18 protein-coding genes, 1 tRNA gene and 1 other RNA gene are annotated in these 20,854 nt (G+C 74.3%); 12 read left to right on the forward strand and 8 right to left on the reverse strand.

Annotated elements, in window-relative coordinates; all coding sequences use genetic code 11:
* Positions 1 to 382 precede the first annotated feature (382 nt).
* A tRNA-Ser gene (locus tag HCN08_RS05150) sits at positions 383 to 467 on the reverse strand.
* A 71-nt stretch (positions 468 to 538) separates the two neighbouring features.
* On the opposite strand from HCN08_RS05150, the gene ffs reads away from it, so the two are divergent.
* The 9 genes from ffs to HCN08_RS05195 all read left to right on the forward strand — a co-directional run bounded on the left by ffs (position 539) and on the right by HCN08_RS05195 (position 10,409).
* Positions 539 to 635: signal recognition particle sRNA small type (ffs, locus tag HCN08_RS05155), an RNA gene on the forward strand.
* 44 nt (positions 636 to 679) lie between these two features.
* Positions 680 to 3,115, forward strand: coding sequence for a DNA polymerase III subunit gamma and tau (locus tag HCN08_RS05160; protein WP_167981686.1), 2,436 nt, complete (start codon positions 680 to 682; stop codon positions 3,113 to 3,115).
* Positions 3,116 to 3,448: 333 nt separating this feature from the next.
* Positions 3,449 to 3,784, forward strand: coding sequence for a YbaB/EbfC family nucleoid-associated protein (locus HCN08_RS05165; protein ID WP_167981687.1), 336 nt, complete (start codon positions 3,449 to 3,451; stop codon positions 3,782 to 3,784).
* A 259-nt stretch (positions 3,785 to 4,043) separates the two neighbouring features.
* The gene (recR, locus tag HCN08_RS05170) at positions 4,044 to 4,643 is read left to right on the forward strand and encodes a recombination mediator RecR (protein WP_167981688.1); all 600 of its coding nucleotides are present in this window, start codon (positions 4,044 to 4,046) and stop codon (positions 4,641 to 4,643) included.
* Positions 4,636 to 5,388, forward strand: coding sequence for a DUF5063 domain-containing protein (locus tag HCN08_RS05175; protein WP_167981689.1), 753 nt, complete (start codon positions 4,636 to 4,638; stop codon positions 5,386 to 5,388). The genes recR and HCN08_RS05175 overlap by 8 nt, the downstream gene beginning before the upstream one ends.
* Positions 5,389 to 5,562: 174 nt before the next feature.
* Positions 5,563 to 6,876 (forward strand): aspartate kinase, encoded by a 1,314-nt coding sequence (locus tag HCN08_RS05180; RefSeq protein WP_167981690.1) that lies wholly within the window; start codon positions 5,563 to 5,565, stop codon positions 6,874 to 6,876.
* 400 nt (positions 6,877 to 7,276) lie between these two features.
* Positions 7,277 to 8,011 carry a SigE family RNA polymerase sigma factor gene (locus HCN08_RS05185; RefSeq protein ID WP_167981691.1) on the forward strand — a complete coding sequence of 245 codons (735 nt, stop codon included), beginning with the start codon at positions 7,277 to 7,279 and terminating at the stop codon, positions 8,009 to 8,011.
* Positions 8,008 to 9,390, forward strand: coding sequence for a hypothetical protein (locus tag HCN08_RS05190; RefSeq protein ID WP_167981692.1), 1,383 nt, complete (start codon positions 8,008 to 8,010; stop codon positions 9,388 to 9,390). Before HCN08_RS05185 ends, HCN08_RS05190 begins: the two co-directional genes overlap by 4 nt.
* A gap of 104 nt (positions 9,391 to 9,494) precedes the next feature.
* Positions 9,495 to 10,409: an SURF1 family protein gene (locus tag HCN08_RS05195; RefSeq protein ID WP_167981693.1), complete on the forward strand. Its 915-nt coding sequence runs from the start codon at positions 9,495 to 9,497 to the stop codon at positions 10,407 to 10,409.
* On the opposite strand, the gene HCN08_RS05200 is transcribed toward HCN08_RS05195, so the two are convergent.
* The 4 genes from HCN08_RS05200 to HCN08_RS05215 form a co-directional block, all read right to left on the reverse strand.
* Positions 10,389 to 12,299, reverse strand: coding sequence for a S9 family peptidase (locus HCN08_RS05200; protein ID WP_167981694.1), 1,911 nt, complete (start codon positions 12,297 to 12,299; stop codon positions 10,389 to 10,391). The genes HCN08_RS05195 and HCN08_RS05200 overlap by 21 nt on opposite strands.
* Positions 12,300 to 12,429: 130 nt before the next feature.
* Positions 12,430 to 12,912 carry a universal stress protein gene (locus HCN08_RS05205; RefSeq protein ID WP_167981695.1) on the reverse strand — a complete coding sequence of 161 codons (483 nt, stop codon included), beginning with the start codon at positions 12,910 to 12,912 and terminating at the stop codon, positions 12,430 to 12,432.
* A 155-nt stretch (positions 12,913 to 13,067) separates the two neighbouring features.
* Entirely contained in the window at positions 13,068 to 13,697 is a 630-nt protein-coding gene (locus HCN08_RS05210) for a TetR/AcrR family transcriptional regulator (protein WP_240969795.1), read from the reverse strand.
* Between the two features lie 11 nt (positions 13,698 to 13,708).
* A complete protein-coding gene (locus tag HCN08_RS05215) occupies positions 13,709 to 14,263 on the reverse strand; it encodes a GNAT family N-acetyltransferase (protein WP_167981696.1) in 555 nt (184 codons plus the stop codon).
* A 93-nt stretch (positions 14,264 to 14,356) separates the two neighbouring features.
* Between HCN08_RS05215 and HCN08_RS05220 the strand changes: the two genes are divergently transcribed.
* On the forward strand, positions 14,357 to 15,259 hold the full coding sequence (locus tag HCN08_RS05220) for an NAD(P)-dependent oxidoreductase (protein WP_167981697.1): 903 nt from the start codon (positions 14,357 to 14,359) through the stop codon (positions 15,257 to 15,259).
* A 65-nt stretch (positions 15,260 to 15,324) separates the two neighbouring features.
* On the opposite strand, the gene HCN08_RS05225 is transcribed toward HCN08_RS05220, so the two are convergent.
* Entirely contained in the window at positions 15,325 to 16,038 is a 714-nt protein-coding gene (locus tag HCN08_RS05225; protein ID WP_167981698.1) for a hypothetical protein, read from the reverse strand.
* A 171-nt stretch (positions 16,039 to 16,209) separates the two neighbouring features.
* Between HCN08_RS05225 and HCN08_RS05230 the strand changes: the two genes are divergently transcribed.
* Complete coding sequence (locus tag HCN08_RS05230) at positions 16,210 to 17,268, forward strand: ArsR/SmtB family transcription factor (RefSeq protein ID WP_167981699.1); 1,059 nt, start codon at positions 16,210 to 16,212, stop codon at positions 17,266 to 17,268.
* A gap of 154 nt (positions 17,269 to 17,422) precedes the next feature.
* Positions 17,423 to 18,646, forward strand: a complete 1,224-nt coding sequence (locus HCN08_RS05235) for a S8 family peptidase (protein WP_167981700.1) — start codon at positions 17,423 to 17,425, stop codon at positions 18,644 to 18,646.
* Between the two features lie 191 nt (positions 18,647 to 18,837).
* On the opposite strand, the gene HCN08_RS05240 is transcribed toward HCN08_RS05235, so the two are convergent.
* Positions 18,838 to 19,458 (reverse strand): response regulator, encoded by a 621-nt coding sequence (locus tag HCN08_RS05240; protein ID WP_167981701.1) that lies wholly within the window; start codon positions 19,456 to 19,458, stop codon positions 18,838 to 18,840.
* The gene (locus tag HCN08_RS05245) at positions 19,455 to 20,741 is read right to left on the reverse strand and encodes a sensor histidine kinase (RefSeq protein ID WP_322974276.1); all 1,287 of its coding nucleotides are present in this window, start codon (positions 20,739 to 20,741) and stop codon (positions 19,455 to 19,457) included. Before HCN08_RS05245 ends, HCN08_RS05240 begins: the two co-directional genes overlap by 4 nt.
* Positions 20,742 to 20,854 lie beyond the last annotated feature (113 nt).

Below are 20,854 nucleotides of genomic sequence, written 5' to 3' on the forward strand. Positions count from 1 at the left end.
GCGGACGCTGGGCGGGATCCTCCCGCCGCTCTGTCCACCGCCTGTCCCGCTCATGCTGCCCGCCCGCTTCTACTCCGGATACCCAGAGAGGACGTTACGCCCCGAAACGGGAGTGCAGCGCGGCGCATGCAGCTCCATGTGAGGCATGCCCTGGGCGAGGTAGTCAGAAGATTGACACGCACGGCAGCGGGTGCCTATTCCCGCAGCTACACAGTTCGGTGCGTGATGCCCTTCCTGCGAGTCGCAGCGACGCTACGGCGACAGATGCGCAGGCCAGGCCAGCTGGCTCCGGCACCAAACGCAACCAAAACTGCAAGCATGCAACGGCGAGGGCCCCGACCGCTGAGCGGTCGGGGCCTTCGTCTGCCCTGGTGGGCGGGTGCGGAGGATACGAGATTCGAACTCGTGAGGGGTTGCCCCCAACACGCTTTCCAAGCGTGCGCCCTAGGCCTCTAGGCGAATCCTCCGTGGGGGACTGTACAAGACGGAGGGGGGTGGGAGCGAACTCGTTCGGGGGTGGGGGATCGGGTAGGGTGGGCGTAGCCCCTCACGTGGCGCTATCTCGCTGAACTCCCCCAGGGCCGGAAGGCAGCAAGGGTAGGTGGGCTCTGGCGGGTGCGTGGGGGGTCTTTGCGTTGGGTGGGGGTCGGGTGTCGGTGGGCCCGGATAGGCTCGTGGTGTGTCGCTTGCTCTGTATCGCCGCTATCGTCCCGAGACCTTCGCCGAGGTCATCGGGCAGGAGCATGTCACTGACCCCTTGCAGCAGGCGCTGCGGAACAACCGGGTCAACCATGCGTACCTGTTCAGCGGGCCGCGGGGGTGCGGGAAGACCACCAGTGCGCGGATTCTCGCCCGCTGCCTGAACTGCGAGCAGGGGCCGACGCCCACTCCGTGCGGGGTGTGCCAGTCGTGCCGGGACCTCGCCAGGAACGGGCCGGGGTCGATCGACGTCATCGAGATCGACGCCGCCTCGCACGGTGGTGTCGATGATGCCCGTGACCTGCGGGAAAAGGCGTTCTTCGGGCCGGCCGGCAGCCGGTACAAGATCTACATCATCGACGAAGCCCACATGGTCACCTCGGCCGGCTTCAACGCGCTGCTCAAGGTCGTCGAGGAGCCCCCGGAGCACCTGAAGTTCATCTTCGCGACCACCGAGCCGGAGAAGGTCATCGGGACGATCCGGTCCCGTACGCACCACTACCCGTTCCGGCTCGTGCCGCCCGGCACCCTGCGCGACCACCTCGCCGAGGTGTGCGCGCGGGAGGACATCGCCGTCGAGGACGGGGTCTACCCGCTGGTCGTACGGGCCGGGGCCGGGTCGGTGCGGGACTCGATGTCCGTCATGGACCAGCTCCTCGCCGGGGCCGGCGCGGACGGTGTGACGTATGCCATGGCCACCGCGCTGCTCGGGTACACGGACGCGACGCTGCTCGACGACGTCGTCGACGGGTTCGCCGCGGGGGACGGGGCCGCGGTCTTCCAGATGGTCGACCGGGTCGTCGAGGGCGGGCACGACCCGCGGCGGTTCGTCGCCGACCTGCTGGAGCGGCTGCGTGACCTGGTCATCCTCGCGGCCGTGCCGGACGCCGCCGAGAAGGGGCTCATCGACGCTCCCCGGGACGTCCTGGAGCGCATGCAGGCGCAGGCGTCGGTCTTCGGGGCCGCGGAGCTGAGCCGCGCCGCCGACATCGTCAATGCCGGGTTGACGGAGATGCGGGGGGCGACGTCGCCCCGTCTGCAGCTGGAGCTGATCTGCGCCCGGGTGCTGCTTCCCGCCGCTTACGGGGACGAGCGCTCGTTGCAGGCGCGGCTCGACCGGCTGGAGCGGATGGGGCCTGTCGCTTCGGGGCCCGGTCCCTCGGTTTCCTCGGTTCCTGCGGGCGGGGCTGGTCCTTCCGTGGGGCCCGTTCACTCCGGGGGGGCTGGCCCCTCCGTTCCGCCGGTCGCGTCCGGGCCGCCCGTGGGGGCCGCTCCGGTCGGTCGGCCTCCTGCCCCCGTTCCCCCCGCCGCCCCCACTCCGCCGGCCGCTCCTCCCGCCGCCCCGGCGGCAGGCGGCAAGCCGGGCGCCTGGCCCACTGCCGCGCCGGCTGCTCCCGCCGCTCCGGCGCCTGCCCCCTCGGGGGGTGCTCCGTCGCAGGCGGGGGGGCAGGGCGGCGGGGCGGACGCCTCGTGGGTACGGCAGATGTGGCCGCGGATCCTGGACGCCGTCAAGAGCCGGCGGCGGCTGACGTGGATGCTGCTGTTCAACAACGCCCAGGTCTCCGGCTTCGACGGGGACACCTTGCAGATCGGCTTCGACAACCCCGGCGCCCGTAACAGCTTCGCCAACAACGGCAGCGAGGACGTACTGAAGCAGGCGCTCAATGACGCGCTGGGCGTGCAGTGGCGCATCGAGGCCATCGTCGACCCGTCGGGTGGAGGCGGGGGCGGGGGCGGCAGCGCCGGGGGGTACGGCGGTGGTGCCTCCGGCGGCGGCGGGAACGGCGGCTTCGGCGGGGGCGGGGCGCCCCGGCCGGGCACGGGAGCGCAGGGGGCCGGCGGCGCGCAGGCGTACGGGCAGGGCGGCGGGCCGGACGCGTACGGCTCCGTGCAGACGGCCGCCCGTACGGCCGTGCCCGGCGGGAGCAGCGGCGACGGGCCCGGCGGTGCACCCGGTGGCGTCCCCGCGGGTGCGGGTGGCCCCGGCGGTGGCGGAGCCGGCGGCTACGGCGGGGCCCAGGGCGGTACGCCCGGCGGGGGCGGCGGGCCCGGCGGCGCGGGCGGACCCGGCAGGCCCGGCGGCCTCGGCGGCGGCGCCACGTCCGGGCCCACCCCCGGCGGGCCCGGCGCGCCCGCGAGCCCCGGCTACGGCGGCGGACCCGGCGCCCCTGGCGCACCCGGCGGACCCGGCGGACCCGGCAACCCCGGACCCGGCGGTTACGGCGGTCCCTCCGCAGGACCCGGCGGGGACGCGATGCCGCCCCGCCAGCGCGTCGCCATGGACGAGCCGCCGCCGCTTGAGGAGGACATCCCCGAGGACGACGACCCCGACCTCGTCGACTCCGCACTCAGTGGTCACGACCTGTTCATCCGCGAGCTCGGCGCCACCGTGATCGAGGAGATCCCGCACGAGTGACCCCGGCTGCGCCCGGCCGGTCCCGGCTGCCTCCGTCCTGACCCGCGTGACCTGCGGCGTTGCGGGCAGCCGCGGCCCCGTACTCCGTACGGCACAGGCAGGGGCTACTCCCGGCGGATACCACCGCCGCGTGATCCTCCGTACGGCGTAGGGCGCGGCGCCGGGCGAGCACGTAGGCTCGGCGTGTCACGGACGGCATGGTGCGAGACGATCGAATCGGTACGAAGTCAGCGCCGGCGTCGAAGCCGACGGCGGTGGTGGCGACGACGGCGCGGCGGCCGGAGCACGTCCGGCGGCGTGAGGCACGCGGTAGACGCGAGGCAGGAGCGAACCATGATTCCCGGCGGTGGTCAGCCGAATATGCAGGCGCTGCTCCAGCAGGCGCAGAAGATGCAGGAGGACCTGGCCGCGGCCCAGCAGGAGCTCGCCCAGACGATGGTCGAGGGCTCCGCGGGCGGCGGGCTGGTGACGGCGACGGTGTCGGGCGCCGGCGAGCTCAAGGCGCTGGTGATCGACCCCAAGGCGGTCGACCCGGAGGACACCGAGACGCTGGCCGACCTGGTCGTCGCCGCCGTGCACAACGCGACGGACGCCGCGCAGGAGGTCCAGCAGCGCAAGCTCGGCCCGCTCGCGCAGGGGCTGGGCGGCGGGCTCCCGGGCCTCTTCTGAGCCGACGGCCCGGGTCCCGGGGCTGCCTGCGGGGTCCGTGAACCTCGGACCCGAAGCCGGGACCGGAGTCCTAGCCGAAGCCCTGGCCAAAGCACCGGCCCCGAGGCCGAAGCCCAGGCCCGAGCACCAGGCCCCAGGCCCCAGGCTCAGGCCCGGAACCCGAGGCGCGGGCCCGGAGTCCAAGACAAGAAGAGCCCCGAGCGAGCTCCACCCAAGACCCAAGACCCCCACCCCCTAACCCCCTGGAAGGCGAGCCGGCGTGTACGAAGGCGTGGTTCAGGACCTGATCGACGAACTGGGCAGGCTGCCCGGCGTGGGTCCCAAGAGCGCGCAGCGCATCGCCTTCCACATCCTGCAGGCCGACCCCGCCGACGTGCGGCGCCTCGCGCACGCGCTGGCCGAGGTCAAGGCGAAGGTGCGCTTCTGCCAGCTGTGCGGGAACGTCGCGCAGGACGAGCTGTGCCGGGTGTGCCGCGATCCGCGCCGCGACCCGGCGGTGATCTGCGTGGTCGAGGAGCCCAAGGACGTGGTCGCGATCGAGCGTACCCGCGAGTTTCGCGGGAAGTACCACGTGCTGGGAGGGGCGATCAGCCCGATCGACGGAGTCGGCCCGGACGATCTGCGGATAGCGGAACTGCTGCGCAGGCTCGCCGACGACACCGTCACCGAGCTGATCATCGCCACCGACCCGAATCTGGAGGGCGAGGCGACGGCGACGTATCTCGCCCGGACGGTCAAGCCGATGGGCCTGCGGGTGACTCGGCTGGCCAGCGGGCTGCCGGTGGGCGGCGACTTGGAGTACGCGGACGAGGTCACGCTGGGGCGGGCCTTCGAAGGGAGGCGGTTGCTCGATGTCTGAGACCGTGGTGAACAAGGGCGAGGACGGGCCTGCGGCGCCCGCCGGCGGCAATACCGGCGGGCAAGGCGGTGCCGGCGGACCCGGCGGGCCCGTGGTGCAGCCGGTGGCGCGCGAGCCGGAGCCGGACGCCTTCGCCGTCCAGGTCGCCGACCAGATCGAGAGCTTCATCCTCTCGGTCCGCGAGGTGGCCAAGGGCGACGACCCGGACAGCGCGGTGCCGTACCTGCTGCTGGAGGTCTCGCAGCTGCTGCTGGCCGGCGGGCGGCTCGGGGCGCACGAGGACTTCGTACCGGACGAGCGCTACGAGCCCGACGCCGGCCCCGAGCCCGACGAGGACGACCTGCGGCAGCGGCTCGCGACGCTGCTGGAGCCGATCGACGTCTACTCCGAGGTCTTCGACCCGTACGTGCCCCGGTCGACGCCGGTGGCGTGCCGGATCTCGGACGACATGGCCGACGTGGTGGCCGACCTCACGCACGGGCTGACGCACTTCCGCGCCGGGCGGGTGTCGGAGGCGCTGTGGTGGTGGCAGTTCTCGTACCTGTCCAACTGGGGCTCGACGGCGAGCGCGAGCCTGCGGGCGCTGCAGTCGCTGGTGGCGCACGTACGGCTGGACAGCCCGCTCGACGAGCTGGACGGCCTGGACACCGACGGCCAGGCGGACGACGAGGACGAGCTCGCGGAGGAGGCCGGCCGGGTCATGGAGGCCGAACTCGGCACGATGGGGCTGCGCCCGGCCCAGTGACGGGCGGGCGCGCCGGGTCGTACGGCGGCGTACGGTCAACGTCCGGGCATACGGACGGGACCCGGGGCGTGATCATTCTCTGAGCGGCACATCTCACCATGCGATACGTTCCGGGCGAATCGGGCCTGCTCGTTAGACTGGGCCGACCGATTCACCCCTGAGCGAGGAGCGCACGTGGGCCTTGTCGTGCAGAAGTACGGCGGCTCCTCCGTCGCCGATGCCGAAGGCATCAAGCGGGTCGCCCGGCGGATCGTGGACACCAAGAAGCGCGGCCATCAGGTCGTCGTCGTGGTGTCCGCGATGGGCGACACGACGGACGAGCTCATCGATCTCGCGGAGCAGGTCTCGCCCATCCCGGCGGGCCGCGAGTTCGACATGCTGCTGACCGCAGGAGAGCGGATCTCCATGGCGCTGCTGGCGATGGCGATCAAAAACCTCGGCCACGAAGCGCAGTCGTTCACCGGCAGCCAGGCGGGTGTGATCACCGACTCGGTGCACAACAAGGCGCGCATCATCGACGTCACGCCGGGCCGGATCCGTACCGCGCTCGACGAGGGCAACATCGCGATCGTCGCCGGCTTCCAGGGTGTCTCGCAGGACAAGAAGGACATCACCACGCTGGGCCGCGGCGGTTCGGACACCACGGCGGTCGCGCTCGCGGCGGCGCTGGACGCCGAGGTGTGCGAGATCTACACCGACGTCGACGGCGTCTTCACCGCGGACCCGCGGGTGGTGAAGAAGGCCCGCAAGATGGACTGGATCGCCTTTGAGGACATGCTGGAGCTGGCCAGCTCCGGCTCGAAGGTGCTGCTGCACCGCTGTGTGGAGTACGCGCGGCGCTACAACATCCCGATCCATGTGCGCTCGTCGTTCTCCGGGCTCCCGGGCACCTGGGTCAGCAGTGAACGGCCCGCGAGCCTGGCGTCGCGGGACCACGTATCGCAAGGTTCGCAAGGAGGCAGTCCCGTGGAGCAGGCGATCATCTCCGGTGTCTCGCACGACACGTCGGAGGCGAAGATCACCGTCGTCGGCGTGCCGGACAAGCCGGGCGAGGCGGCGACGATCTTCCGGGCCGTCGCGGACGCCGAGATCAACATCGACATGATCGTGCAGAACGTGTCGGCCGCGGCCACCGCGCTGACCGACATCTCCTTCACGCTGCCGAAGTCCGAGGGGCACAAGGCGATGGAGGCGCTGTCGCGGGCGCAGACCGTGATCGGCTTCGACTCGCTGCGTTACGACGACCAGATCGGCAAGATCTCGCTGGTCGGGGCCGGGATGAAGACCAACCCGGGCGTCACGGCGACATTCTTCGAGGCGCTGTCGAACGCCGGGGTCAACATCGAGCTCATCTCGACCTCCGAGATCCGCATCTCGGTCGTCACCCGGGCCGACGACGTGAACTCGGCGGTGCAGGCGGTGCACTCGGCGTTCGGCCTGGACAGCGACAGCGACGAGGCCGTCGTCTACGGCGGCACCGGGCGCTGACGGTTCGACGGCCGGTGGCCGACCGGTGGCCGACCGGCCGGTGACCGGATGGCGGCCGGATGGCGACCAGATGGCGACCGGCTAGGGGCGGATTTCCGGCGAACAGGGGCGAATGTGACCGAATCCGGTCGCTTTTTGGTCTGGACCACTTGAAACCGCCGACGCAAGCCTGAAGAATTTGCTCCCCCGTGGCCGCAACCGCCTGCCACGGGGGAGCGTCTTTGTGTCAGCGCGCCGCCGGGTGCTGTCCGGGGTGCTGCACACACCGAATGCGAACGGGGGCTGTCGGTGCAATTCGGGCACTGAGGGAAGAGTTGGTGCGCATGGAGATATATGACGCTCCGTCGGGCGCGGTGCCTTGCGCGTACAACCCTGACGGGGGGATGCGTGTCCAACTGGCGTGGCGGAGGCACTGGCTATCGATACGGCACTCGGGCGGGGCGCGGCGATCGCACCCGTACCCGTACGTCCGGCACGCCCGGCCGCGCCGAGCCGCCCGGCTCGTGCGCCCTACGGCGGGCTGCCGGTGATCGCGCCCTGGCCGGTGGCCCGGGTCAAGCCCGCGTCGGACACCGCCGCAACCTCCGCCACCTCCGCCTCCACCGGCGCCGGACGCGAGGAAACTGATCCCGCGATGGCCGTCGGCACCACGGTCGACCTGCTCACCGAGACCTACCGGGCGCACTACCGCGCCCTGCTGGGGCTGGCCGCCCTGCTGCTCGACGACACCGCCTCGTGCGAGGACGTCGTGCAGGAGGCCTTCATACGGGTGCACTCCGCCCGCAGCCGGGTCCGTGACCCGGAGAAGACGCTGGCCTACCTCCGGCAGACGGTGGTCAACCTCTCCCGATCCGCCCTGCGCCGCCGCATCCTCGGCCTGAAACTCCTCTCCAAGCCCATGCCCGACATGGCGAGCGCGGAGGAGGGCGCGTACGAGCTGCTGGAGCGCGACCAGCTCAAGGCCGCGCTGCGCACACTCCAGCGCCGGCAGCGCGAGGTGCTGGTGCTGCGCTACTTCGCCGACATGACCGAGGCGCAGGTCGCCGAGACGCTCGGCATCTCGCTCGGCTCGGTGAAGGCCTACGGCTCGCGGGGCATCGCCGCGCTGCGGGTCGCGATGGAGGCCCCGGCATGACCTCGCCCGACGCCCGCGACAACTCCCCGCACACCCCGCACCCCGGCTCCACCCCCGCCCCTTCGCCCACACCCACGCCCATGAACCCGCACTCCTCCCCCGCCGCCACCGAGCCGGCCGACCGCACCGGGGCCCCGAGCCCGGCGGACGGCGCCGAAGCCGCGCAGCCGGCCACCGGCGCCGGAACCGGCGACCCCGCCGAGCCCGCCCAGCCCGCCGAGCCCTCGCTGCCGGCCGGGCACGCAGGCACGGCCGGCAGCGGCGAAGCCCCGACGCCGGCCGACCGCACCGGGACGGCCCGGACCGCCGGGCCGGCGGCGTACGCCGAACTCGACGAGTCCGCCCAGGAGGAGGCGCTGCGCGACCTCTTCCACGCGGCCGTCAGCGGCCTGAGCCCCGCCCCGGAAGCCCTGGACCAGCTGCGGCGCGCCGTGCCGGCCCGGCGCCAGCACCGGCGGCAGGCGCTGGCCGGCAGCGTCGCCGCGCTGCTGCTCTTCGGCGCCGCGGTACCCGCCCTCGTGCACGCCGCGAACACCCGCGGCAGCGCCGCCGCCGCACCCGCGGGCATGGCCGGCACCCATGCCGCCCACCCGGACGAGGACGGCCGGATGGACTCCTGGGGCGCCACCGGCGACCCCGGCCAGGACCGTGACGGCCAGGACGACGACGGCTCCGGCCAGCACAGCGCCGCCCAGGGCGGCGACGACCCGTCCGCCCTGCCCACCAGCCCCGGCGTCCTCCCGCCGCAGGCCGCTCCGGCGTGCTCCAGCTCCCAGCTCGGCAGGGGCAGCAGCAACGCCGGGGTGCCGGACGGCGCGGGCCGCGTCTACGGCTGGTTCCGCGTCGCCAACGTCTCGGCCTCCCCCTGCGCCGTGCCGCCGGGCCCGGGCACGGTGGACGTCATCGCGGAGGGCCCGGCCGACCCCTCGCAGATCAGCGTCGTCAACCACACCGCCGGCGATCCGGCCTCCGGGCTGCCCACCCCGCCGGACGACGAGCCGCTGATCCTCGCCCCGGGGCAGACCTACGAGGTCGCCTTCGCCTGGGTGCCCGCCGCCACCGGGCCGGGGGGCTGTCCGCCGCCCACCACCCCGCCGACCACCCCGAGCGCGACGCCCACCCCGACCGACACCGGCGTACCCGCCCCCGGCGGCACCTCCGCCGCCGAGAACCCGATGGCGCCGGACAGCCCCCCGGGCGGCCCGCCCGGCGGTCCGTCCTCCGGCACGGTGCAGCCCGCGGCCATCTCGCTCACCCACACCCCGGCCGCCGGCGCCCCGCTGATCGTCGGCCCGACCCTCCAGGGCGCCTGCGCCGGCACCGTCTACACCACCTCCCCGATCCCCGCGGACCCGATGACCGCGGGCTCGACCTCCTAGTCCACCGGGAACCCGCCCCGAGCGCACCGGCAGTGCACCGGCAGCGCGCCCGCGAGCGGGCCCCCGGAGGCCGGGCCCCCGCGGCGGCCCCGTACCGTGGGGGTGTGTACCGGTTTCTGCTCACCCCGCGCTGGCTGCTGGTCGGCGTGTTCGTGCTGCTCGCGGTCGGCGTCTGCGTCTTCATGGGCACGTGGCAGCTGAGCCGGTTCGAGAGCCGGGTGGACGAGCACAAGGCCGCCAAGCACACCGAGGCCACCGCCGCCGAGCAGGCACCGGTGCCGCTGGCCGGATTCCTGCCCGACAGCAAGGCACAGGTCCCCTCCGACGGCTCGGGGCGCCGGGTCACCGCGACCGGGCACTACGACTCCGCCCGCCAACTGCTCGTCCCCGACCGCCGTCTCGACGGCCACGACGGCTACTACGTCCTCACCCCGCTGCGACTCGCCGACGGTGCCGCGCTGCCGGTCGTACGCGGCTGGCTGCCGGGTACGGTGCCGGCGGGTGCCGCCGCCCGCGCCGCCGCGGTACCACCCGCGCCGGCCGGCGAGGTCACCGTCACCGGTGCGCTGCAGTACGAGGAGTCCGCGGGCGACAACGGCGTGCCCACCGCGCCCGGGGCGCTGCCCACCGGGCAGCTCGGGATCATCAGTGCCGCCTCCCTGGTCAACCTCCTTCCCTATCCGGTCTACAACGGCTGGATCACCACGACCGAGGCCGTCGCGCCCATGAAGCCGGTCCCCCCGGTGGCGCCGCCGAACAGCGGTCTGGACCTGAAGGCCTTCCAGAACCTCGGCTACACCGGGCAGTGGTTCGTCTTCGCCGGCTTCGTCGTCTTCATGTACTTCCGGCTGGCCCGCCGGGAGGCCGAGGCGCGGTCCGACGCCGCGCTCGGCCTGCTGCCCCCGCAGGGACCCGGTGACGCGGCAGCCGACGCCGCTGCCGGCGCGACCGCGGGCCCCGCCACCGGGCCGGAGCCGGAGTCCGAGTCGGCCGCCGGGTCAGCCGCCCACGTGGCGTAGCGCGAAGGCCAGCTCCAGCCGGACCTGCTTGATGCGCTCCTCCACGACGAGCGAGCCGTGGCCCGCGTCGTAGCGGTACACCTCATGCGGCTTGTCCAACTCCCGCAGCCGCTCCACGTAGTTGTCGATCTGGCGTATCGGGCAGCGCGGGTCGTTCGTCCCCGCGCTGATGTAGACCGGGGCGGTGACCTCCGCCACGTACGTCAGCGGCGACGACGCCCGGTAGCGCTCGGGCACCTCCTCGGGGGAGCCGCCGAAGAGCGTGCGGTCCAGGGACTTCAGTGCCTCCATCTCGTCGGCGTACGCCGTCGGGTAGTCGGCGACCGGCACCGCCGCGATGCCGACCGCCCAGTCGCCGGGCTGGGTGCCGAGGCCCAGCAGCGTCAGATAGCCGCCCCATGAACCGCCGGTGAGCACCAGCCGCGCCGGGTCGGCCAGGCCCGACGCGACCGCCCATGCGCGGACCGCGGCTATGTCCTCCAGCTCGATCAGGCCGACCCGGTGCTTGAGCGCGTCCGTCCACTCCCGGCCGTACCCCGTCGAGCCGCGGTAGTTGACCCGGACCACCGCGAAGCCGTGGTCCAGCCAGGCGGCGGGGCCGGCCGCGAAGGAGTCCGACTCGTGCCACGTCGGGCCGCCGTGCAGCTCGAAGACCGTGGGCAGCGGTCCCGCGTCCGGGCCGGCGGTGGGGGGCCGCTGGACCAGGGCGTGGATCTTTCCGCCGGGGCCCTCCACCCACACGTCCTCCACCGGCACCGAGTCCGGCGCCCGCAGGCCGGGGGCCTCCAGCACGACCGCGCCGGTGGTGGAACGCACCGCCGGGGGCCGCTCGGCCGAGGACCACAGATACTCCACCGTGCCGTCCGGCCGGGAGGTGGCGCCGCCGACCGAGCCGCGCGGGGTCTCCAGCGCGGTCAGCGTGCCCTCCGCCAGGTCGTAGCGGAACAGTTCGCTACGAGCGTGGAAGTCGTGCACCAGGAGCAGCGCGCTGCCGTCCGGATACCACTCGGCCTGCACGTCACCGGGCAGGTCTATCTCCGGCAGGATCTGCTCGCCGCTCATGACGTCCCAGATCAGCGGCAGCCAGCGGTCGGAGCGCTGGTGGCCGACCAGCAGCCGCGGGTCGCCCGGCAGGGGGGCGAAGCCCCAGCTGTCCAGGCCCAGCTCGCGGCGTCCGCCGTGGGTGTCGTCGAGCTCGGCGACCAGCGAGCCGTCCGCGACCCGCAGCACCCGCAGGGCGCTGTGCATCGCGTCGCCGTGCTCGGTGTGCTCGATCACCACGAGCGTGCCGTCCTCGGAGAGGTCGCCGACGCCGGCGGACTCCTCGTGCCGGTAGATCTCGTAGGGCTGCGTGCCGTCCGGCGGCACGACGTGGACGGTCGTGCCCTCGTCGTCCGTCGAGCGGCCGACGACCGCGAAGCCGCCGACGCCGAGCGCGATGCCCGCGGGATAGGAGGGGGCCAGGCCCGGGGCGGCCGGTACGTCCTCGCCGCCGCCGAACGGCTGGCGCATCCACACGCCGAACTCGTCCCCGTCGGTGTCGGAGAACCACCACACCCACTCGCCGTCCCGGCTGAGCGTGCCCTCCGTCGTCCCGTTGGGCCGGTCGGTGACCTGGCGGCGCTCGCCCGTCGCGCGATCCCATGCGTACAGCTCGAACGTGCCGGTCGCGTCCGAGACGTACAGATTTCGGTCCGGGGCGTCCTCCGCCCACTCCGGCAGGCCCACGCGCGGCGCGCGATACCGCTTCTCCCAGTCCGGAAGCGGGCCGGGGGGCTCCCGGCGCGCGTGAGGGGAAGGCGGGGCCGCCGCGGCGGGCGGCGCGGACACGGCGGGGGCCGGGTCGGATGCGGGTGCGGACCCGCTGGCGGATCCGGTCGTCTCGTTCATGCCCCCATCATGCTCCGCCGAGCACGCCCCGCGGGCGGCTGTCGTCACAGCCTGTGGATAACTCCCGCCATGACCCCGCCAAGACCCCACCGGGCCGTTGAGCTGCGCCGATCAAAGGATCATGTGACGATCACTGGGAGTCGTCGCCGGCCTCGCCCGCGCCCGCCCCGGGGACGTCGGTGATCCCGCGCACCACGACCACCGGGCATGTCGCCTGGACGGTCACGGTGTGGCTCACCGACCCCAGCAGCGTGCGGCGGAACGTGCCGTAGCCGCGCACGCCGACCACGATCAGCTCCGCCTCCTCCTCGTCCGCGCGCTCAAGGAGTGCCTCGGCCGGGTTGCCCAGGACGACGACCTGCTCGGTGTTCTCGGCCTGCGCCGGCGGCAGCGCCTCCTTGACGGCCTCCGCGAGCGCCTCGGCGGCCGGCTCCTCCAGGTCCAGGTCCTGCGGGAGGCCCGGGATGCCCGCCCAGCCGAAGCCGCCGGGCAGCTCCCAGGCGATGACCGCCACGATCCGGGCCCCGGTCAGCTCGGCCTGCCGGCCGGCCCAGCGCAGGGCTTGCAGGGAGGGCGTCGAGCCGTCGACTCCGACGACGATGGTGTTCGACATCTGGTCGGGCCTCGCAATCTCGCTCGCGACGGGCGCAGGAGCGTGTGCCGTGGCGGGTGCCCGCCCAATCGGAGCCTAAGCAGGTCCGCGGGCGGGCGCGAGCGGGGAGCGCGGGGGGCGGCAGCCCCGTGCGTACGCCCCGGCGACGCCGGCCGTCAGGACACGGCGGCGGCGTCCAGCAGCGGGGCCAGTTCCGTCGTGACCGTGGTCAGCGGGGCGGTCGACTGGTGGGCCCGGCACATCAGGATCGCGCCCTCCAGGGCCGAGATCATCAAGGTGGCCAGGGCGGGCGCGCGGGTGGCCGGGACGCGCAGGGAGGTCAGGGCCGCGGTCAGCGGGGTCGTCCAGGCGGTGAAGGCGGCGGCGGTGGCTTCGCGCGCGGAGGGGGTGGAGGCGGTGGAGTCGACGGTGGCGGCGGCGACCGGGCATCCGGTGGTGAAGCCGGCGGCCTCGAACTCGTCGATCCACTGCTGGGCCATCGCGGCGAAAAGGGCGCCGGGGGTGGGTCGGCCGCCTTCCGCCCGCGCGGCGGACTCCGTCAGCTCGGCCAGGTAGCGGTCGACGCGCCTGCCGGCGTAGCGGCCGGCCCATGCCACGGCCTCGTTGACGACCTGCTCTTTGCCGCCGGGGAAGTAGTGCTGGAGGGAGCCGCGGGGGGCCTCGGCGCGGGCGGCGATCTCGCGCATGCCGGTGGCGCCGACGCCGTCGCGCCGGATGAGCTGGGCCGCGGCGAAGACCATACGCTCCCGCGGGCCGTGGGTGCGGGGTGCGCGGGGTGCGGTCATCACCGGCCTCCTCAGGGTCGGTCCAGCTTATAGACGCCGCGCGGCCCGTCGGAGGTGTGCGCCAGGTGCTCCGGTTCCAGGTGCCGTCCGAGGGCGCCGAGCAGCGTGGAGCGGCCGGGCAGTACGCAGGCGGTGACGCGCCGGACGCCGCGGGCGTGGGCCCGGGTGAGCAGCAGGTCGAGCATCGCCCGCCCGGCGCCCTGCCGCTGCCAGGCGTCGGCGACCAGGACGCCCAGTTCGGCCGGGCTGTCGTCCGTGACCTGGCCGAGGCTGGCGAGCCCGGCGAGCCGCTCCCGCGGGGTGCCGCGCGCGTACGCGACCACGGCGTCGTGCCGGGCGGGGCAGGCGGCGAGGACGTCCGCCAGGTATTCCGCGGGCAGGGCGCGGACCCGGCCGAAGAAGCGCAGCCGGACCGTCTCGGGTGAGCAGGCGGCGAACAGGGCGCGCAGGGCCGGGCCGTCACCGGGGCGGACGGCGGCGACGTCCCAGCGCGCTGCCGGCCCCGTGGTGCCGGGCCGCGGGGCGGGCGGGACGGCCTCAGCGGAGGGCCCTATGACAGTCGTCATAACCCCCAGTATTATGACGGCCGTCATAGGCCGCAAGCCGATCGCGCGGCCTGCCCGGAAACCTGGCGTCGCGCCGGAAAGGACCCGCCGACCATGCAGGGACAAGGAGTTGGCTTCCTCGGGCTCGGCGTCATGGGGCAGCCCATGGCGCTCAATCTGCTGCGGGAGCGGCAGAAGAGCCCGGCGGAGGGCACGCCGCTCGTGGTGTGGAACAGGTCCGCGGACAAGTGCGTGCCGCTGCGGAAGGCCGGCGCAGTCGTCGCGGAGACGCCCGCCGAGGTGCTGCGTACCTGCGGGACCGTCTTCCTGATGCTCGCGGACGGCGCGGCGGTCGACGCCACGCTCGGACGCGGCACCGCCGGCTTTGCCGCACACATACGGGGGCGGACGGTCGTGCACATGGGCACCACGTCACCCGGCTATTCGCGCAGCCTGGAGGCGGACGTCCTGGCGGCGGGCGGGCGCTACGTGGAGGCGCCGGTGTCCGGGTCGCGGGCGCCCGCGCAGGCCGGGCGGCTGGTGGCGATGCTCGCCGGTGAGCAGCCGGCGGTGGACGGCGTCCGGCCGCTGCTGGCACCCATGTGCCACGAGGCCTTCGACTGCGGCCCGGTGCCGAACGCCCTGCTGACCAAGCTGGCGGTGAACCTCTTCCTCATCACCATGGTCACCGGGCTCACCGAGGCGTACCACTTCGCTGACCGGCACGGCCTGGACCGCGACCGCTTCCTCGCCGTCCTCGACGCGGGGCCCATGGCCAGCGCGGTCTCCCGCATGAAGGCGCCCAAGCTGCGCGACCGCGACTTCGCCGTCCAGGCCGGCGCGGTGGACGTGCTGAAGAACAACCGGCTCATCGCCGCCGCCGCCCGCGAGGCGGGCCTCGCCTCGCCGCTGCTGGACGTCTGCCACGCGCTCTTCACCGAAACCGTGGCAATGGGCCACGGCGACGGCGACATGGTCTCCGTCCTGCACGCGATCGAGGCCCGTACGAAGGGGTAGCAGCGCCCCACCGCGGGGCGGCCCCGCTCCCCCGCGGAAGGGCCGCCCCGCGGCATACGGCCGCGTCAGGACAGCGTCGCGCAGATGTCCTCGTACGGCCCGTCCAGCGCCAGCAGCTTGCGGCTGGTCGTGCCGTCCACCGTGGTGATCTCGACGGACATGAACGTGCTCGCCACGATCCACCGGTTGTGGACGGGCCGGTCGGTGGTGTGGAAGCCGGCGGACCAGTCGTTGCCGCTGAGGATGTACGAGTCCGGGTCGGGATAGGTGATCACGCCGGTGCCGGAGATGTCGCGGACGACAGTCTTGCCGTTGGCCAGGTTGGTGACCTTCATGACCAGCGGGCCGCTCTCGATCGCGAAGACCGGTGTGGCCGCCGCGTCCGTCCAGGTGCGCGTCGTAAGGTCGCTGACCGGGAATTCGGCGTGGGCGGGGAAGGCGCAGACCTCTCCCGCGGGGTAGTCGAAGGGCTGCTGCACCGGGTGCTCGACGACCGGGCCCCGCAGGCCCCGCGCGTGGGCTGGCACCTGGGCCGGCGTCTCCGGGGCGGCGGGTGCGGCCTGGGCCTGGGCCGGCACCGCGAGGACCGCGGCGGCCAGCGTTCCCGCCGCGAGCGCCGCGCCCGCCGCCCGGCCGCGGATCGGGCGGGCGGGACGTCCGGCGGCACCATGTGCCGAGCCGTCCACGCCCGTTCGCCGATCCGCCGCCATGTGCCGAACCGCCGCCATGTGCCGAGCCGTCGCCATGTGCCACGCCGTGGCCTGACGCCGTGCGTTCATGTCCCGTCCTCCCGTTCCGTGCCGCCCGCCTGACCCGTCGTCCGGTGTGCGCGGCGCCCGCGCGCTCCCCGTACGCTCGGAAAGGCGCCCCGCACACCGCACCCACGGTGCCGGGTGCCGAGGGCGACGGCGACACGTTTCGGCCCTGACCGAAGCAAAAGGGGGAAGTCCGTGCGTATCCACTTCACCCTGACCGACCTGGCCCGTACGCGGCTCGCCGGCCGGCCCAGCCCGCTGGCGGTCACCACTTTCAGCGCCTTCAGGCTGGCCCAGCGCGTCCCCCCGCCCGGACTCGACGGCTGGCGCCGGCTCGTGCGGGCCGGCCTCACCGCGCCGCGGGCCGGCGCCGCGGCAGCCCCGGGGCCGGGCGGGAAGCCGCCGCGGCCGGGGTATTTCGCGCAGCTCGCGCCCTCCGACCCCGCGCACCCCGTGCCGCGCTTCCTGCGCCCGCACGTCGGCCTGGAGACGCTGGAGGACGAGCTGGAGCGGCTGATGGGCACCCCGCCAGGGGAGCTGCGCGCCGACCTGGAGTACGTGGGCCGGCACCGCCCGCTGCCCGGCTGGGCCCGCGACCTCGCCGCCGGCGACCCGGCGACCGCCGCGCGGCTGGCCTCGGCCGTACGCGACTACCACCGCGTCGCCGTGGCCCCGTACTGGCGCGGTCTCACCGCGCTGCTGGCCGCCGACCGGGCGGCCCGGACCAAGCAGTTGGGCGACGGCGGCATCGAGCGCGTACTGGACGGCCTCGGCCCGCGCTTTCGCTGGCGGCCCCCGGTGCTGGAGGTGCGGACGACGGCGCGGAGCGAGTACGACTACCACCTCGGCGGCCGAGGGCTCGTCCTCGCCCCGGGCGCGTTCAGCGGATACGTGCCGTGCGACCCGGACGAGGAGCAGCCGACGCTCTATTACGAAGTCCCGCCGGACAGCGCCGGGGCCCCACTTATTGCCACGCCGAACGGCGCAGCCGCAGGGCCGTACGACGGGCTCGCGGCACTGCTCGGGCACAGCAGGGCGGCGGTGCTGGAAGTCATCGCGGACGGCGTGACGACCGGGCAGCTCGCCCGCCGGGTCGGCCTGTCGCCCGCGTCGGCGAGCGAGCACGCGAGCGTATTGCGCAGGGCGGGGCTGGTGGCCACCCGCCGCGCAGGCAGGTCGAGCCATCACAGCCTGACCGCGCTCGGCACGGATCTGCTGCTGGCCGCGGCGGCATGGCCAAACCGGGAACGATAAGCCCCCGGGCCGCGCGGCTGGGCAATATACGCCGGATGCGCAGGCCATTCGGCTGGTCCGGGCCGGGCCGGTACGTGTGTCGGAGAGGGGCCGGTGAGGGGCCGTCCGATCGTAGGGACCCTACGCAATGTCACCGCCCCCACCGGAGTCCCGTATGCGCCTGTTCGCGCGCGGCCTTTGTGCCGCCGCCCTGGTCCTCGCACCGCTGGCCGCGTCAGGCACGCCTGCCGTGGCCGTCGTCCCCCTTCCCACGCCGCAGACGACGCTCGCCCCGCTGCACACCCATGGCGACGCCATCGCCGGGCAGTACATCGTCACGCTGGACAAGTCGCTCGACCCGGCGTCGACGGCCCAGCAGATCGGCGTCGCACCGTTCTTCACCTACGACAGCGCGTTGCGCGGCTTCGCCATTTCGCTGACGGCGTCGCAATTGGACGCGGTCCGGAAGATGCCCGGCGTGGAGTCGGTCGAGCAGAACGCGCCGGTGACGGCCTTCGACCTGGTCGGCCACACCACGGACACCGCCGCGCCCGGCGTCGAAGCAGGCGGCGCCCGGGTCAAGGCGAACTCGTGGGGCCTGGACCGCATCGACCAGCGGCAGCTGCCGTTGGACGGGCAGTTCGACACGACCTCCCAGGGCGCGGGCGCGACCGCGTACATCGTGGACACCGGCATCGACTACGGCCACAGCGAGTTCGGCGGGCGGGCGGTGCCGGGCTTCGACGCCATCGGCGACGGCGGCGACGGGCAGGACTGCAACGGCCACGGCACGCATGTGGCCGGCACGGTGGGCGGCGCGACCTTCGGCGTCGCTCCGCAGGCGAAGCTGGTCAGTGTGCGGGTGCTGGACTGCGACGGCACGGGCAGCTGGGCCGGGGTGATCGCCGGCTTCGACTGGGTGGCGAAGAACGCGCAGCAGCCGGCGGTGATGAACGCCTCGCTCGGCGGCGCATATTCCCCCGCCGTCAACGACGCGGTGACGGCGGTCGCCGACGCGGGCGTACTGCCGGTGGTGGCCGCGGGCAACAGCGCCGAGGACGCCTGCGACGTCTCGCCGGCCGGTGCGGACGGTGCCTTCACCGTCGGTGCCACGATGCCTTCCGACGTCCAGGCGAGCTTCAGCAACTACGGCCGCTGCCTGGCGATCTACGCGCCCGGTCAGGACATCGTCTCCGCCAAGCTCGGCGGCGGCAGCATCGCGGAGTCCGGCACCTCGATGGCCAGTCCGCACGTGGCCGGTGTGGCGCTGCTGTACAAGGCGACGCATCCGGACGCCGGCACGCAGGAGGTCGGCGACTGGGTCGCGGACAACTCCACGGCAGGCGTGCTCTCCGTGACCCCGGGCTCCCCCGACAACCTGCTGTACACCGGCCTGTAAGCCGCCGCGCCCTTCCCGCGAGCCGCCTCGTCGCCCGACGCCACGAGGCGGCTCGCGGGCTTTCGCCACCCGCCTTGGGCCCTGGGCAGCTCGCCCTCTTCCGGCTGCTGGACGCGGCCGGCGCCACGGAGGTCACGTCCACCGTGGCGGGCCTGACGGGGCACCCGGCCCGGGGACTGAGGGCCTATGCGTCACAGGAGGTCGTGGCGCATGGCGGAGGTGACCGCGGCGGTGCGGTCGGTGACGCCGAGTTTGCTGAAGGCGCGCAGCAGGTGCGTCTTGACAGTGGACTCGCCGATGAACAGGCGGCGGCCGATCTCGGCGTTGGTGCAGCCCTCGGCGACCAGCCGGAGGACGGCGGTCTCGCGGTCGGACAGGTGCGGGCGCTCGGGGCGGGCGCGCAGGTGGTCCACGAGGCGGGCGGCGACGGTGGGGGCCAGCACCGTCTCGCCGCGGGCGGCGGCGCGGACGGCGTCGGCGAGTTCGCCGCGGGCGAGGTCCTTGAGCAGGTAGCCCGCGGCCCCGGCCTCGACCGCCCGCAGGATGTCGCCGTCCGTCTCGTACGTGGTCAGGACGATGACCCGGCAGGGCAGCCCCGCCGCGGTCATCCGCACGATGGAGTCGACGCCGCCGCCCCCGGGCATGCGCAGGTCCATCAGCACGATGTCGGGCGTCAGGGCCGCCGCCTGCGCCTCGGCCTGCGGCCCGCTGGACGCCTCGCCGACGACCTCCAGGTCCGCCTCGGCCTCCAGCATCGCGCGCAGGCCCTCGCGGACGACGGGGTGGTCGTCGGCGAGCAGGATGCGGATCACGGGCCACTCCTCGGATCGGCGTTCGGGTCGGCGTCCTCGGCGGGAGCGAGAGGCCGGGCGCGGGCGGCGCCCTGTGCCACGTCGGACGGCCCCTCCGGCGCAGCCGCGGCAAGAGGCAGGGTCACCCGCACCGTCGTGCCCTTCCCCCGCGCGCTGCCCACCCTGGCCGTGCCGCCCAGCTCCGCGGCCCGGGCGCGCAGGCCCGGCAGGCCGTAGCCGGTCCCCGGCGCCGCCGCGGGGTCGAAGCCGCGCCCGGAGTCGTGGACGGTGACGCCGAGGGTGCCGGGCGCGTACGCCAGGCCGAGGGACACCGGGACGCCGTGGCCCGCGTGGCGGCGGGCGTTGGCCAGCGCCTCCTGGCAGGTGCGCAGGGCGACGACCTCGACGGCGGCGGGCAGGGCGCGGACGGATCCGGTGACGTCGACGGTCGCGGGGGCGCCGGTCTGCTCGGTGTGCCGGGCGGCGAGGCGGCGTACGGCGTCGGGAAGGGTCGCGCCGTCGAGGCCCGCGGGGGCGGTGCCGGCGACGAGGGCGCGGGCCTCGGCCAGGTTCTCGCGGGCGGTGCGGGCCATCAGTTGCAGGTGGCGGCGGGCCCGGTCCGGGTTCTCGTCGAGCTCGCCCTCCACCGCCTGGACGAGCATCACCAGGCTGGTGAAGCCCTGCGCGAGGGTGTCGTGGATCTCCCGGGAGAGCCGTTCGCGTTCGGCGAGCGCGCCGCGCTCGGCCGACAGCCGGGCCACTTCGCCGCGGCTGGCTTCCAGTTCGGCGACCAGCGCGGCCCGCTCCGAACTCTGCTCGATGACGCGGATGATCCAGCTGCCGACGACCGCGGAGAAGGCGAGCGACACGACACCGAAGACGGAGTTGTAGTACAGGTCGTGCGCGGCGGGCCGCCAGACCACCGCCCACGCGGCGACCGGCGTGATGTTGACGACGGCCACCGCGGCGAGCGCGCCCGGGACCCGCAGCAGCATGAAGCACTGCGGGACGAGCGCGAAGGTCGCCAGCCGCGTCTCGCCGACGAGTGCGGCGGGCGGCAGGAAGAGCAGGATCTGGCCCGCGAGGTAGCGCACCGCGGCCCGGTCGCCGCCCGCCGCGAGGTCCGGGTCGACCAGCAGCGGGCGGCCGGCCCACACGTACCACGGCACGGGCAGGCAGAACAGGCACGCGGCGACGAGCCGTACCCGCAGGTCGGGACTCTCGGCGGCGAGCGCGAAGAGGACCGTGCCGAGCCACACCACCGCGAAGTAGGCGTCCCAGGGCAGGAAGCTGCGCTCCCACACGTGCCCGTCGCGGGCGTTCCCGGCGGCGAGCGCGGGGGCGGGCCGGCCGGGGGCGCCGCCCTCGGAGGCGCCCCCTGACAGCCCGTCAGCGCCCGCAGGACGCCCTGCGGGCG

The organism is Actinacidiphila epipremni, assembly GCF_012034175.1.
GTDB lineage: Bacteria > Actinomycetota > Actinomycetes > Streptomycetales > Streptomycetaceae > Actinacidiphila > Actinacidiphila epipremni.